This is a genomic window from Aureimonas sp. Leaf324 (assembly GCF_001423245.1).
GTDB lineage: Bacteria > Pseudomonadota > Alphaproteobacteria > Rhizobiales > Rhizobiaceae > Aureimonas.
The window spans coordinates 504,051-518,386 of record NZ_LMOH01000012.1 but is presented as its reverse complement, the minus strand read 5'-3'; the positions used below and the strand labels follow the sequence as shown (position 1 = coordinate 518,386).

The 14,336-nt window shown below is 69.1% G+C and carries 11 protein-coding genes; 6 read left to right on the top strand and 5 right to left on the bottom strand.

Going from position 1 to position 14,336, the window contains the following annotated elements:
• The first annotated feature begins 104 nt into the window (after window positions 1-104).
• From ftsZ to ASF65_RS10005, 6 genes are all read left to right on the top strand, one after another.
• On the top strand, window positions 105-1,688 hold the full coding sequence (ftsZ, locus tag ASF65_RS10030; protein ID WP_055888468.1) for a cell division protein FtsZ: 1,584 nt from the start codon (window positions 105-107) through the stop codon (window positions 1,686-1,688).
• Between the two features lie 296 nt (window positions 1,689-1,984).
• Window positions 1,985-2,926 carry a UDP-3-O-acyl-N-acetylglucosamine deacetylase gene (lpxC, locus tag ASF65_RS10025; protein ID WP_055888466.1) on the top strand — a complete coding sequence of 314 codons (942 nt, stop codon included), beginning with the start codon at window positions 1,985-1,987 and terminating at the stop codon, window positions 2,924-2,926.
• Between the two features lie 257 nt (window positions 2,927-3,183).
• Window positions 3,184-4,119 (top strand): outer membrane protein assembly factor BamD, encoded by a 936-nt coding sequence (locus ASF65_RS10020; protein ID WP_055888464.1) that lies wholly within the window; start codon window positions 3,184-3,186, stop codon window positions 4,117-4,119.
• A gap of 161 nt (window positions 4,120-4,280) precedes the next feature.
• The gene (gene recN / locus ASF65_RS10015) at window positions 4,281-5,954 is read left to right on the top strand and encodes a DNA repair protein RecN (protein WP_055888463.1); all 1,674 of its coding nucleotides are present in this window, start codon (window positions 4,281-4,283) and stop codon (window positions 5,952-5,954) included.
• Between the two features lie 88 nt (window positions 5,955-6,042).
• On the top strand, window positions 6,043-8,529 hold the full coding sequence (ligA, locus tag ASF65_RS10010) for an NAD-dependent DNA ligase LigA (RefSeq protein WP_055888461.1): 2,487 nt from the start codon (window positions 6,043-6,045) through the stop codon (window positions 8,527-8,529).
• Between the two features lie 33 nt (window positions 8,530-8,562).
• A complete protein-coding gene (locus ASF65_RS10005; RefSeq protein WP_055888459.1) occupies window positions 8,563-9,420 on the top strand; it encodes a 3'-5' exonuclease in 858 nt (285 codons plus the stop codon).
• Between the two features lie 77 nt (window positions 9,421-9,497).
• On the opposite strand, the gene ASF65_RS10000 is transcribed toward ASF65_RS10005, so the two are convergent.
• The 5 genes from ASF65_RS10000 to ASF65_RS09980 all read right to left on the bottom strand — a co-directional run bounded on the left by ASF65_RS10000 (window position 9,498) and on the right by ASF65_RS09980 (window position 14,277).
• On the bottom strand, window positions 9,498-10,499 hold the full coding sequence (locus ASF65_RS10000) for a TIM44-like domain-containing protein (protein WP_055888457.1): 1,002 nt from the start codon (window positions 10,497-10,499) through the stop codon (window positions 9,498-9,500).
• A 134-nt stretch (window positions 10,500-10,633) separates the two neighbouring features.
• Entirely contained in the window at window positions 10,634-12,115 is a 1,482-nt protein-coding gene (locus ASF65_RS09995; protein ID WP_156369241.1) for a hypothetical protein, read from the bottom strand.
• 9 nt (window positions 12,116-12,124) lie between these two features.
• A complete protein-coding gene (locus ASF65_RS09990; RefSeq protein ID WP_055888453.1) occupies window positions 12,125-12,532 on the bottom strand; it encodes a GtrA family protein in 408 nt (135 codons plus the stop codon).
• Entirely contained in the window at window positions 12,529-13,539 is a 1,011-nt protein-coding gene (locus ASF65_RS09985) for a glycosyltransferase family 2 protein (RefSeq protein ID WP_055888451.1), read from the bottom strand. The genes ASF65_RS09990 and ASF65_RS09985 overlap by 4 nt, the downstream gene beginning before the upstream one ends.
• An 84-nt stretch (window positions 13,540-13,623) precedes the next feature.
• Window positions 13,624-14,277: an antibiotic acetyltransferase gene (locus ASF65_RS09980; RefSeq protein WP_156369266.1), complete on the bottom strand. Its 654-nt coding sequence runs from the start codon at window positions 14,275-14,277 to the stop codon at window positions 13,624-13,626.
• Window positions 14,278-14,336 lie beyond the last annotated feature (59 nt).

Below are 14,336 nucleotides of genomic sequence, written 5' to 3'. Positions count from 1 at the left end.
TGCGAAGCTCGTCCATCCGAATACCCCATCGGTGCGCGCCGCGCACTGGTTCTTGAGACCCCAGGCCGCGCGGCGAACCGGCCCAGACACAAAGGGAAACCACGATGAGCATCACCCTTCAGAAGCCGGACATCACCGAGCTGAAGCCGCGGATCACCGTGTTCGGTGTGGGCGGCGGCGGCTGCAACGCCGTCAACAACATGATCAACGCCGGCCTCGAAGGCGTCGAGTTCGTGATCGCCAACACCGATGCGCAGGCGCTCCGCTCCTCGCGCGCCGAGCGCGTGATCCAGATGGGCGTCGCCGTGACCGAGGGTCTGGGCGCCGGCTCGCAGCCCGAGGTCGGCCGCGCGGCCGCCGAAGAGTCGCTCGACGAGATCTGCGATCACCTCCTCGGCTCGCACATGTGCTTCGTCACCGCCGGCATGGGCGGCGGCACCGGCACCGGCGCGGCCCCGGTCGTCGCCCGTGCGGCGCGCGAGAAGGGCATCCTGACGGTCGGCGTCGTCACCAAGCCGTTCCACTTCGAGGGCCAGCGCCGCCTGCGCATCGCCGAGCAGGGTATCGAGGAGCTGCAGAAGAACGTCGATACGCTGATCGTCATTCCGAACCAGAACCTCTTCCGCATCGCCAACGACAAGACCACCTTCGCCGATGCCTTCGGCATGGCCGACCAGGTGCTCTACTCGGGCGTCGCCTGCATCACCGACCTGATGGTCAAGGAAGGTCTGATCAACCTCGACTTCGCCGACGTGCGTTCGGTGATGCGCGAGATGGGCAAGGCCATGATGGGCACGGGCGAGGCGTCCGGCGAGGGCCGCGCGATGGCCGCCGCCGAGGCTGCGATCGCCAACCCGCTTCTCGACGAGACCTCGATGAAGGGCGCCAAGGGCCTTCTCATCTCCATCACCGGCGGGCGTGACCTCACGCTCTTCGAGGTGGACGAGGCGGCGACCCGCATCCGCGAGGAAGTCGACCAGGATGCCAACATCATCCTCGGCGCGACCTTCGACGAGAGCCTGGAAGGCGTGATCCGCGTGTCGGTCGTCGCCACCGGCATCGACAAGGCCGCGATGGAGGTCTACGGCCACGCCGCCGAGGCGCGCGCCGCCGCCGCTCTCGCCGCCCGCCCGGCCTTCCAGCCGGCGCCGGCCCCGGTGCAGGTCGCTCACGCCGCCCCGGTGATGCAGGCGCCCGCGCCGGTCGCCCAGGCGCCGGTCGCGGCGCCCGCCGCCTACCAGCCGGCACCCGCGATGGCCGACATCGAGGACGACTTCACCGCCGCCCTCGAGGCCGAGATCGCCCAGGTCGCCCCGCGCGCCCCGGCGCCGCGCCAGCCGGTCCAGCAGCCCGCGCAGGCCCGCATGCCCCGGGTCGAGGACTTCCCGCCGGTGGTTCAGGCCGAGATCGAGCGCCGCGCCGGTGCCGTCGACGCCACGGGTGACGAGCGGGGCCCGATGGGTCTCCTGCGTCGCCTGACGACCGGCCTGTCGCGCCGCGAGGAAGACGAGGCGGTGCTTGCCGACCCGGTCCGCCCGGTCGCTCCGCGCCGTCCGGCCGAGGCCAGCCCCTATGCGCCGCGCCGCCAGGCGGCCGACTCCGCGGCGCGTCCGCAGAGCCAGGTTCGCCAGCCGAGCGAGGAAGATCAGCTGGAAATCCCGGCGTTCCTGCGCCGTCAGTCCAACTGACGGTCACAAACTCTCCGCCTTTTGGCACGACCCGCCTTCGCAAGAGGGCGGGTCGTGTCGTTTAAACTACTGATTTCGTTATCCTAAATGAAACCTTAAGGCGCTTTCCGGTAACACTGGGTAAGAAAGCGTGATTTGGCCTCAATTCGTCCGAGACCTAAATTTTGTGACAGTTTCAGACACTTCGCGTTCGCCGACGGATTCCGACCTCGGATCTTCCGGAAGCCGGGAAGAGTTCTCCTGCCGCCGACGCGATCATCTGGCGCGCGGCAGGCCGGTATAAGGAAGAGTAACACGTGGTCAGTCAGCACACGATCGGAGCGCGCATCGGTTTCGAGGGCGTGGGCGTTCACAGCGGTACGCTGGTCGAACTGTCCCTGCACCCGGCCGAGCCCGACACCGGCATCGTGTTCCACGTCTTCGAGGCGTCCGGCCTCGTTCACGAAATCCGCGCCGTCTCCGGCAACGTAACGTCCACCGACCTGTCGACGATCGTGGGCGATCGTCGTGGCGCGCATGTGGCGACGATCGAACACATCATGGCCGCGCTCTATGCCATGGACGTCGACAATGTCGTGGTCCAGATCGACGGCAACGAGATCCCGATCATGGACGGCGGCTCCGACATGTTCGTGCGCGCCATCGAGGCGGCGGGTCTCGTGGCCCAGCGTGCGCCGCGCCGCTTCATCAAGGTCTTGAAGTCCGTCCGCGTCGAGCTGAACGGCGGATTTGCCGAGTATCACCCGCACGAGGGCACGCGCTTCGAGGTCGAGATCGACTTTTCGACCGCCGCGATCGGCCGCCAGCGCTTCGGCGCCGATCTCAGCCCGAGCCTCTTCCGCGACGAGCTCGCCCGCGCCCGCACCTTCGGCTTCATGAAGGACGTCGAGCGACTCTGGGCGTCGGGCCACGCGCTCGGCTCCTCGCTCGAGAACTCCGTCGTGATCGGCGACGACGACCGTGTGATCAACCCGGCCGGCCTGCGCTATCCCGACGAGTTCGTCCGTCACAAGACGCTCGACGCCGTGGGCGACCAGGCGCTGGCCGGGGCGCGCGTCCTCGGCTGCTACCGCTCCTACAAGGGCGGCCACCGCCTCAACGCCATGGCGCTCCAGGCGCTGCTGGCCGATCCGACCGCGCATGCCTTCGTCGAGGGCAGCGGCCGCCGCGTCGAGCCGCTGCGCCAGGCGGGTATGGCTGCGATCGCCGTGCCGGCGCTGGGGCCCCAGATCCTCTGATCGAGGCGAGGGTGCCTGTCGGCGCTGGGGACGGCCGCGGGCAAGGGGAGCCTTCCCCGCGTGAGTGCGGCGCCGTGGCCACGGCCGGCACGCCTCGCGCCGAGGGGGAGGGCGGAAACGTCCGAAACGTCCCGAAAGTCTTAAAAAAGGCGCCTTGGCCTGTCGTGAAGCGTTGTCGCGATGCGGGACGTTGGCTAGGAAGATGTCCCGCCCGGTCCGTTCATGCCGGTCCGGGGAAGCCAGGGGGAACCAGTTCGATGGGAATCAAGATGCCGCTGTCCGGCCGCTTTCCGGTCGTGCCGATGGCACTGGCCGTCGCCGCGTCGGGCCTTCTTCTCTCGGGGTGCATGTCCTCGAAGGACAACGATATAGACGCACTGGCGCTCGCGTCGCAGACCGAGCCAGCCGATGCGCTCTACAATCAAGGCCTCGCCAATCTCGAGAACGGCCGGCTGAAGGAAGCCGCCGCCAAGTTCGAGGCGATCGACCGCCAGCATCCCTATTCGGAATTCGCCCGCAAGGCGCTGGTGATGCGCGCCTTCGCGAGCTACCGCACCGGCGACTACGACGAGGCGATCGCCTCGTCGCGCCGTTACCTGTCGCTCTATCCGGGATCGCAGGACGCGGCCTACGCGCAGTACATCATCGGCCTGTCCTACTACCGCCAAATGCCGGACGTGACGCGCGACCAGACCGACACCGCGCGCGCCGTACAGGCGATGCAGGAGGTCGTCGACCGCTATCCCGACTCGGAATATGCCGAGGACGCCCGCACCAAGCTGCGCATCGCCCGCGACCAGCTCGCCGGCAAGGAGATGCAGGTCGGGCGCTACTATCAGGAGCGCCGCGAATACATCGCCGCAATCAACCGCTTCAAGAACGTCGTCGACACCTATCCGGGCACCCGCCACGTCGAGGAGGCGCTCGCGCGCCTGACCGAAACCTACTACGCGATGGGCCTGACCCAGGAAGCGCAGGCGTCGGCCTCCGTGCTCGGGCAGAACTTCCCCGAATCCGAGTGGTATCGCGACTCCTACGCTCTGCTTCAGAGCAAGGGTTTGGAGCCGCGCAGCGGCGGCGCGACCTCGTGGTTCTCCAACGCGACGCGTCTTATCACCGGTGCGGACCGCACGCCCTCGACGACGCGGGCGCAGGCCGACGCGACCGTGCTGCCGCCGCCCGCGCGCAGCTGATCGCCGATGCATGATGCGAGGAAAGGCCGGCTTCGCCCGGCCTTTTTTCGTTTCCGGCGTGCGCCGTGCGGGCCGTCCGCCCTTCTCTTCAGCGGCGTGCCTTCATATCTTCGGCGCTGCCGATTGCCATTCTTCCCCAGCCGGTCTAGCCCTTCTCGCGCATGCTTGTTCACCTTTCGATCCGCGATATCGTCCTCATCGACCGGCTCGACCTCGCGTTGAACGACGGTCTGTCCGTGCTCACCGGCGAGACCGGCGCCGGCAAGTCGATCCTGCTCGACGCCCTGTCGCTCGCGCTCGGCGGGCGCGGCGACGGCGGGCTGGTGCGGCACGGCTCGAAACAGGGCGAGGTCTCGGCCGTCTTCGACCTGCCGGCCGCCCATCCGGCCCGGCGCCTCCTCACCGACAACGGCTTCGACGACGACGGCGACCTGATCCTGCGCCGTGTCCAGAGCGCCGACGGGCGCACGCGCGTCTTCATCAACGATCGGCCGTCGAGCGTCGGGCTGATGAAGGAGGTGGGCGCGACGCTGGTCGAGATCCATGGCCAGCACGACGACCGCGCGCTGGTCGACCCGGAAGCGCACCGGCTGCTTCTCGACGAGTATGGCGGCCTGACGCTGGAGGCGATGGCCGTCGCGCGCGCCTTCGACGACTGGCGCAAGGCCGAAGGCGAACTCAACCGGCACCGCGCCCGCGTCGAGGCCGCCGCCCGCGAGGCCGACTATCTCCGCGCCTCGGTGGAGGAACTGTCCGAACTGTCGCCGATCGCCGGCGAGGAGGAGCAACTCGCCGAAGAGCGCCAACGGATGATGCGCTCCGAGAAGATCGCGACCGACGTCAACGACGCGCACGAGGAACTGTCGGGTCCGGCGTCGCCGATCCCGGGCCTCGGCAGCCTCCTGCGGCGGCTGGATCGCAAGAAGGACGAGCTACCGGGCCTGCTCGACGAGGCGATCGAGCGGCTGGAGGCCGGGCTCGACGCTCTGTCGGATGCGCAGATGAGCCTGCAGGGCGCGCTGCGCACGCTGGAGTTCGACCCGCGCGCGCTGGAGAAATGCGAGGAGCGCCTCTTCGCGCTGCGCGCGGCGGGCCGCAAGTACAACGTGCCGGTGGACGATCTCGCCGACCTGACGGCGAAGATGGTGGGCGATCTCGCCGAGCTCGATGCCGGCGAGGAGCGGCTCGGCCATCTGGAGGCGGACGTCGTCGCGCGTCGCGACACCTTCGACCGACTCGCGGCCGATCTTTCGGTCAAGCGCCACGAGACCAAGCGGCATCTGGAAGAGGCCGTGATGGGCGAGTTGCCCGACATGAAGCTCGAACGCGCCGCCTTCATCGTCGAGATCGCGACCGACCCCTCGGCCCGCACCGGCGCCGGCATCGACACGGCCGAGTTCTGGGTGCGCACCAATCCCGGCACGCGCGCCGGCCCGATGATGAAGGTCGCCTCCGGCGGCGAGCTGTCGCGCTTTCTCCTGGCCCTGAAGGTCGTGCTCGCCGATCGCGGCTCGGCGCCGACGCTGGTGTTCGACGAGATCGACACGGGTGTCGGCGGCGCGGTGGCGGATGCGATCGGTCGGCGCCTCGCGCGCCTCGCCTCGCGCGTGCAGGTCCTGTCGGTGACCCATGCGCCGCAGGTCGCGGCGCGGGCGACGACGCATCTCCTGATCTCGAAGGCGGAGACCGTGCCGGGCGACGAGCGCCTCTCGACGCGGGTCGCGACGATCGACGTCTCGGCGCGGCGCGAGGAGATCGCGCGGATGCTGGCCGGCGATATCGTGACCGACGAGGCCCGCGCGGCGGCGGCTCGGTTGATCGGGCATCCCGGCTGACAGCCGGCTGCGGATACGGGATTTTCGCGCGGACCGCCCCAGAATCGGTGTACCCGCCTCAGCGTCCCCGTTCCAGTCGAGCCCGCCCATGTCCGACCGTCCCGCCCTCGATGCGATGACCCCCGATGAGGCCGCGGCCGAGCTCGAGCAGCTGGCGCGGGAAATGGCCGAGCATGACCGGCGATACTACGAGGACGACGCGCCGACCGTCACCGACGCCGAGTACGACGCCCTGCGCAAGCGCAATGCCGCACTCGAGGCGCGTTTCCCCGATCTCGTGCGTAGCGACTCGCCCGCGCGAAAAGTCGGCGCCGCGCCCTCGGCAAAGTTCGCCAAGATCCGGCACGCCGTGCCGATGCTCTCGCTCGACAACGCCTTCTCCGACGAGGACGTCGCCGACTTCGCGCGGCGCGTGCGGCGGTTTCTGGGGCTCGGCGACGACGCCCGGCTCGCCATCACCGCCGAGCCCAAGATCGACGGACTGTCGCTGTCGCTGCGCTACGAGAAGGGCCGGCTCGTCTCGGCCGCGACGCGCGGCGATGGGCAGGTGGGCGAGGACGTGACCGCCAACGCGCGCACGCTGGACGACATCCCGGATCGGCTGAAGGGCTTTGCGCCCGACGTCTTCGAGGTGCGCGGCGAGGTCTACATGACCCATGCCGACTTCGCCGCCCTCAATGCCCGGCTCGTCGCCGAGGCGGGCGAGGGGGAAGGGGCGAAGGCCGCGCGCCAGTTCGCCAACCCGCGCAACGCCGCGGCCGGGTCGCTGCGCCAGAAGGACCCCAAGGTCACGAAATCGCGGCCGCTGCGCTTCTTCGCCTATGCGTGGGGCGAGACGAGCGAGCTGCCGGGCGAGACGCAGAGCGCCGTCGTCGCGGCACTTCAGGAGATGGGCTTCCAGACCAACACCGTGCCGCAGTTCGGGCAGGGCGAACCGCTAATGCGGCGGCTCGACACGGTTGACGGCCTCATCGAGCATTACCGGCGCATCGAGGCGGCGCGCGCGGGGCTCGGCTACGACATCGACGGCGTGGTCTACAAGGTGGACGACCTCGACCAGCAGCGCGAGCTCGGCTTCGTCTCGCGCGCGCCGCGCTGGGCCATCGCGCACAAGTTCTCGGCCGAGCAGGCGACGACGACGGTCGAGGAGATCGTCATCAATGTCGGGCGCACCGGCAAGCTCGCCCCGCTCGCCAAGCTGACGCCGGTGACGGTCGGCGGCGTCGTCGTCTCCAACGTGACGCTGCACAACGAGGATTACGTCGCCGGGCGCGATGCCGACGGCCAGCCGATCCGCGGCGGGCGCGATGTGCGCATCGGCGACACGGTGGTGATCCAGCGCGCGGGCGACGTGATCCCGCAGGTGGTCGACGTCGTGATCGAGAAGCGGCCGGCGAGTGCGGAGCCCTTCCGCTATCCCGACCATTGCCCGATCTGCGGCTCGAAGGCCGAGCGCGAGATCAACCCGCGCACGGGGCGGCTGGACTCCGTGCGTCGTTGCACGGCGGCGATGACGTGTCCCGCCCAAGCCAAGGAGGGGCTGAAGCATTTCGTCTCGCGCAACGCCTTCGATATCGAGGGGCTAGGCGAGACCTTCGTCGAGGAGCTGTTCGACGCCGGCCTCCTGCGCCAGCCGGCGGACATCTTCCGGCTCGAGTTCGAGCCGTTGCGCGAGGCGATCGAGGCGCGGCGACGGGCGCTCTCCGAGGCCCGCCGGCAGGCGGAGGGAAAGGCCGAACCGGCCAAACCCGCGAAGAAAGCCGAAACCTCCAAGGCGATCGACAATCTCCTCGCCGCGATCGAGGCCCGGAAGACCGTGTCGCTCGACCGCTTCATCTTCGCGCTCGGCATCCCGGAGATCGGAGAAAGCTCCGCCAAGGCGCTGGCTCGGCATTTCGACGATGTGCCCGCGCTGATCGCGGGCATCGACGCCGCGCGCGACGGGCAGCCGGGCGAGGACTGGGCCGAACTCAGCGCGCTGCGCACCATCGGCGGCACGACGTTCGAACGATTGATGGCTGTCGACGACGCCAGGCTCGCCGATCCCGACTGGAAGCCACTGCGCGACGCGGATCTCGGCCTCAAGGCGAACCAGCGCGTCGTCTTGCGCGAGCGCTACGGCGAGGACGGCAACGGGTTCGCACAGGCGCTCCGCCGTGCCAAGGCGGGCGGTCCGGGCGAGGCGTTCCTCCGGCTGACGCGCGACAGCGACATCGGAACGGTTGCGACCCTGTCGCTGATCCATTTCTTCTCCGAGCCGCACAACCGAGAGGCGGTCGAGGCGCTTCTGAAGGCCGGCGTCTCGACCACCAACGAGCGGGCGGCGCCGCCGCCGGCGTCCTCGCCCGTCAACGGCAAGACGGTGGTTTTCACCGGCACCTTGGAGAAGATGACACGCGCCGAGGCCAAGGAGCGGGCGGAGATGCTGGGGGCGAAGGTGTCCGGTTCGGTGTCGAAGAAGACCGACCTCGTGGTCGCCGGACCCGGTGCCGGCTCCAAATTGACCGACGCCCAGAAGCACGGCGTCAAGGTGATCTCCGAGGACGACTGGCTTGCGCTGATCGGGGAAGCCTGATTCAACCGGGCATCCCTTGCCGCCCGGAATGCCATGACCGTCGTCGCCCTCGATTTCGAGACCGCCAACCAGAGCCCCGACAGCGCCTGTGCGATCGGCCTCGCCTTCGTGGAGGGTGACCGGATCACGCGGCGCTTCCACACGCTGATCCGGCCGCCGGAGATGCGCTTCGACTGGGGCAACATCCGCGTCCACGGCATCCGGCCGGAGGACGTGATGGATGCGCCGAGCTTCCCTGACGTGTGGGACGAAATCTCCGACGTCTTCGACGGCGCGCTGGTGCTGGCGCACAACGCCTCGTTCGACATGAACGTCCTGAAGCGGTCCGCCGCGCGGTTCGAGCTCGGCCTGCCGGCGTTCCGCTCGTTCTGCACGGTCTCCATGGCGCGCAGGCTCTGGCCGGACGAGCCGAGCCGCAAGCTCTCGGCGCTGGCGACGAAATTCGGCATCGGGTTCCGCCACCACGACGCGGGGGAGGACGCTTACGCCTGCGCGGCGATCGCGCTCGAAGGCGTGCGCGAGGCCGGCGCGTCGGACGTCAGGGACCTCGCCGCCACGATGGGGCTCGCGCGCCCGGTGACGGCGGATGCCGCGCCGCGCACGGGCGGGGTCGCCGCGCGGGCCATGGCGGCGCGTGGCGTGACCACGCCCGGGCAGCTTCGCTTCCGCGTCGCCGGAAGCCGCGGCACCCCCTACGAGATCGAGGCGATACCGAACGCGCGAGGACAGGTGCGCCTCGCCTGCACCTGCCCGGCCTCGCGCTTTCGCGCCGACTGCAAGCACCGCGCGGCATTGCGGCTCGGCGACCTCTCCGCCGTCGTCGGGCTGACGCCGGATATCGAGCGCGTGCTGGCCGCCTTTCTCACCCCGCGGATGCGCGGCGCCGCCTGAGCGACGGCCGACCGGAACAAAAAGGCCCGCCGGCTCCTGGGAACCGGCGGGCCTTTTTCATGCGGCGTTGAAGCGGATCAGGCTTCCTGGATGGCCGAGAGCTTCCACTCGTCCTTGAAGTCGCGCAGGAAGGTCCAGACTTCGGTAGCCTCGACCGGTGCACCGCCGCCTTCGCGGATCGCACCCGTTTCGCGGTCGCGCACCGTCTCGACCATCGAGTAGCGCATCGCGACGGTCGCGTATTCGCGCGAGCCTTCCTTCCAGCTTTCCGCGACGTCGCCCTGCAGCAGCGTCACGTCGCGCGCCTCAACGCGAATGCCCTTGGAGGCGTTGGTCGCCAGCTCCTCGGAGAGGTAGGAGGCGACTTCCGGCGTCGTGATCTCGCGCAGCGCGGCGTAATCCTCGCGGCTGAACGCGTCCTGCAGCGTCTGGAGGCGGTTCTCGAAGATGTCGAGATCGGCCGCCGTGATGCGCAGCTGGTCGACGCCGGCCGCGCCCGTGGCTGCAGCGGCGCTCTGCGCCCCGGCATAGCCGCGCGCGCCGGCGGCCTGCCCGCCCTGCGGGGAACGTTGGCCGAGGCCCTCGTACATCGAGCGGTTGCCGGCCTCGTTCGGACGCCCGCCGGCCATCGCCGTCTGCCCTGCCGAGCGGCGACGGAACAGGCGGATCACGAACCACACGGCGAGACCGATGAGGAGTGCCTGCACCAGAAGGCCGAGCATGCCGGCGAGACCGCCGAAGCCCGTGCCCATCAGGAGCCCGAACAGGCCGCCGATGACGAGACCGCGCATCAACGCGCCGCCGAAGCCGCCGCCGAAGAGGCCCGAGCGCGCGCCGGGACGCGCCGCGGCGGCTGCGCCGGCCGCCGGAGCGGCCGTGCTGGGCGAGGTCATCGAGCGCTGGACCGGCGCCGCGGCCGGCGCCGTGTTGGTGGCCGGCGCGGACTGGTAGGTGCGTGCGCCCCGGCTGCCGAAGCTGCCGCCGCGCCGCGCCTCGGCGTAGTCGACTGCCGCGAGCGAAAAGGTCAGCGCCAGCACGCTCATGAGAGCGAGGCCGCGCGTCTTGGCCGAAGTGCCCATCGGGTCGTTTCCTTCCGGTCTGCCGTCTATCCTGCCGTCTCATATAGGAGGCCGGGTTGTGGGCTGGAAAGGATTCGCCCCCGCGATGTGGGCGCAGGGCGATCACAACTTCGAAAGCTCCAGAGCTGTTCAGGTTATTCCGCGATGATCCGGGTCTTGCCGAAATACTGCATCATCGCACGCAGGGGCCGAGGCGTAGCGTCTTCGTTACGAAAGTCGCCTGCGGGGGCGTAAATACTCCCGATGATTTCGCCGCGATGCGAGAGGCGCAGTTTCATTTCGGGATCGGGCGAAACCGCGTCCTGCCAGTTGGCTGCGCGAGCCTGCAGGATTTCGCCATACCGAGCAACGTCATGCGCGATCGCGGCCGGCATGTGGGCGGCACTGGCCACCACCGCGACGACTGATGCGACTGCCATCCAGGCAACGCCTTGACGCCGAAGCCGCGCGACCCATGGAGACTGTGCAAGCAACCAACCGATGGCGACCAGCGCCACGACGACGAGTTGCGAGCGGATGGTCTGATGGCGCTCGCAGCAGTTCAAGCCGAACTGGAAATAGGCAGCGAAGAGCGAGAACAAGGCACTCGCCAGAGCCGCGAGCGCGAAACAGCCGACGACCAGGCGCTGGCCAGGTTGCTTCGTGGACGACATGCGTGAAAAGGCGAGGGCGCATAGCACGAGAAGCGCTGTTCTGGACACGAGACCGAGCGCGAACCCCTGCAGGGTGGACGGTCCGAGGTCGATCGACAGCGCGTCGGCGGGGAAAGTCGACAGCGACCGTCCGATGCTGGGGAGGAGGTGGCGCGCGATGGTCGCGTCGAAAATCTCGGCTTGGCTTCCGAGTCTTGCGTTCGCCAGCATGAAAAGGATGGACACGCCCGCGAGCAGCGGGACGAGATACATCATATCCCGGCGTCGCACCGCCGGCGCGCCTGTGTCGCGCCAGCGACCGGCGACAGAGAGCAGGAGGCCTGCCCCGCCGAAGGCGACCGCGAAGAAAGCACCGACCTCCGAGGCCATCGCCGCCAGCGAGACGCAGCCTCCGACCAGCGCATCGATGCGATCGCTTCGACGCCCGCCAAGCAACAGGAAGAGCAGGGGGGCCGTGATCAGCGCGATGGAAGGGATGTATGCCGCAGCCGCCTGCGACCAGTAGAAGACCTCCGCGACCGGGTGCCCGGACACGAAAAGGGCGAGAACCGTCAAGGCGACCAGCAGCGCTGCGCGGCGCACGCCGGGATCATCCGTCTTGACGACTGCGGCCGGCGCGAGACAGGCGAGGATCAGCAGGCTCCAAAGGCCGAGGAGAAAGGTGCCCGTCAACTGCCGCCCGGTCGCGTGGACGACGGAGGAATAAGCGTAGAGCAGCGTCTCCGAGAGCGGGCGGGGGCTCCAACTCGTGATCCGACTGAAGAGCGCGGGCAATCCCTGATTGCGGAAAGCCCTCATCATGAGAAGCTCATCCATCTGCCAATGGCCGAGCGGCGTGAGCGCGAGCATCGCCAGAACGAGGGCGATGGGAAGCGCCATTGCCAGCATCAGAACGATCGCGCTGCGCGGATGGCTCTCTGCTGGTCGCTGATCGTTTGCGACGGGATCGGAGAGGGCGGACAAGATGAGCCTTCAGGTCTTGGGTTGGCCGATCGCCGTCGCGAACGACCAGCGGGCGTTGAGGGCGTAGGTGGCGAGGAGGCAGAGGGCGGTGGCGGCGATCTGGGCCAGCAGAGGCGGCCAGTTCGCCCAGCCGACGGCGATCGCGACGATCGAAAGGTTGAGGAGGAGGCCGAGCGCCGCCACGGCGAAGAAGCGGGGCGCCGCCTCGCGGTGCGGACGCTCGGATGCGAAGGTGACGGCGTGGTTCAGCCAGTAGTTCACGAGCGCTCCGACGACGTAGCCGGCGCAGGAGGCGAAGAGGACGGGCGCGCGGAGCGACAGGAGGCCGAGGAAGAGGCCGTAATGCGCGGCCGTGCCCGCACCCCCGACGAGCGCATATGCGAAAAAGCGCCGGAGCGATCGGTCGATCGTCGTCACGAGCGCTCGCCCGTCGGCTCGCCGCCGAAGCGCGCGCGCACGAAGTAGAGTGGGCGTCGCTTCGATTCCATGTAGATGCGGCCGACATACTCGCCGATCATGCCCATGCCGATCATCTGCAGGCCGCCGAAGAGGAGGATCAGGACGGCGAGCGACGCGTAGCCCGGCACGTCGACCCCGAAGGCCAGCGTGCGCACGGCGACGGCGAGCGCGTAGACGAGCGCACCGGCCGCGACGAGGAAGCCGGCGTAGGTCCAGATCCGCAAAGGCAGCGTCGAGAAACTGGTGATGCCCTCGAGCGCGAAATTCCAGAGCTTCCAGCCGGAGAACTTGCTGCGCCCCGCCGCGCGCGGCTGGCGGACATAGTCGACCGAGGCCGTGCGGAAGCCGGCCCAGGCGAAGAGGCCCTTCATGAAGCGGCAGCTTTCCGGCATCGCGTTCAGCGCATCGACGACGCGGCGGTCCATCAGGCGGAAGTCGCCGGCGTTTTCCGGCAGGTCGATGTCGGTCATCCGGCCGTGAAGGCGATAGAAGGCGTTCGCGGTCTCGCGCTTCAGGAAGCCGTCGCAGGACCGGTCGACGCGCCGCGCGATCACCACCTCGAACCCTTCGCGCCACCGCTCGACGAGGCGCGGGATGAGGTCCGGCGGGTCCTGCAGGTCGGCGTCGAACGGAATGACGGCGTCGCCGCGGGCTTCCGCGAGCCCGGCGGAGAGCGCCGCCTCCTTGCCGAAATTACGGGACAGGTCGACGACCCGGATCGCCGGATCGAGGACTGTTTCGGCGATCAGGAAGGGCAGTGTCCCGTCGGTGCTGCCGTCGTTGACGAACACGATCTCGTGGCGGAGCCCGGACAGGTCCCGCAGGATCGGCCTCATCCTCGCAAGGAAGATCGGCAGCACCTCCGCCTCGTTGAAGCAGGGGACCACGAGCGACACGAGGGGCGCCGACGATAGGTCCGGCTCTGCCCAGGTCTCCAGATCGATCTCGTTGCTGTCCTTCGGCACGCGCCATACCAACCTAAAGTTGCAGTATGCCGTGTCCTTGTCATCGCAAGGGGGCGAATGGCAAGGGGGAGGAGGGGTTGGAACTCAACTTTGGGTCGAGTTCCACCGTTCGAGGAAAGCCTCGGGCGAGAGCGCCTGCATGTCCGCCACGGCCTCGAACAGCTTCTCCTTCGGCCAGTCCCACCAGGCGAGCGCCAGGAAACCGGCCGCGATGGCGGGTGCGAAGCGCGGACGCAGGACCCGGGCGGGAACGCCCGCGACGATCGTGTAAGGGGCGACGTCGCGGCTGACCACCGCCGAAGCGCCGATCACCGCGCCGGTGCCGATCGAGACGCCGGGCAGGATCACCGCCCCGTGGCCGATCCAGACGTCGTGGCCGATCTCCACGCGGCGCGCGAGGCGACGCTCGCGGAACGCCTCGTCGACGCCCTGCCAGCGGAAATACTCGTTCGGCCGGTAGCTGATCTTGTGGGTGGTGACGCGCTCGACCGGGTGTTCCAGCGCGTTGACGCGCACATGCGCCGCCACCGAGCAGAACTTGCCGAGCGTGGCGTGCGTCGCTTCGCCGCCGCGCTCGAAATAGGTGTAGTCGCCGACCACGACGTCGCGCAGCACGACGCGCGGGCCGATGTCGCAGTGGCGGCCGAGGCGGGTCTGCTTCAGCTCCGCGCTCGGATGGATGCGCGGCTCGTCCGGCCGAAACCGCAGATCGTCGCTTGCCGGCTCGCCGTCCTTCATGCCGCCCTCGACCCATGTTCTGCCGCGGTCTTGGAGGCGGCGGATCATTCCTGTATCCG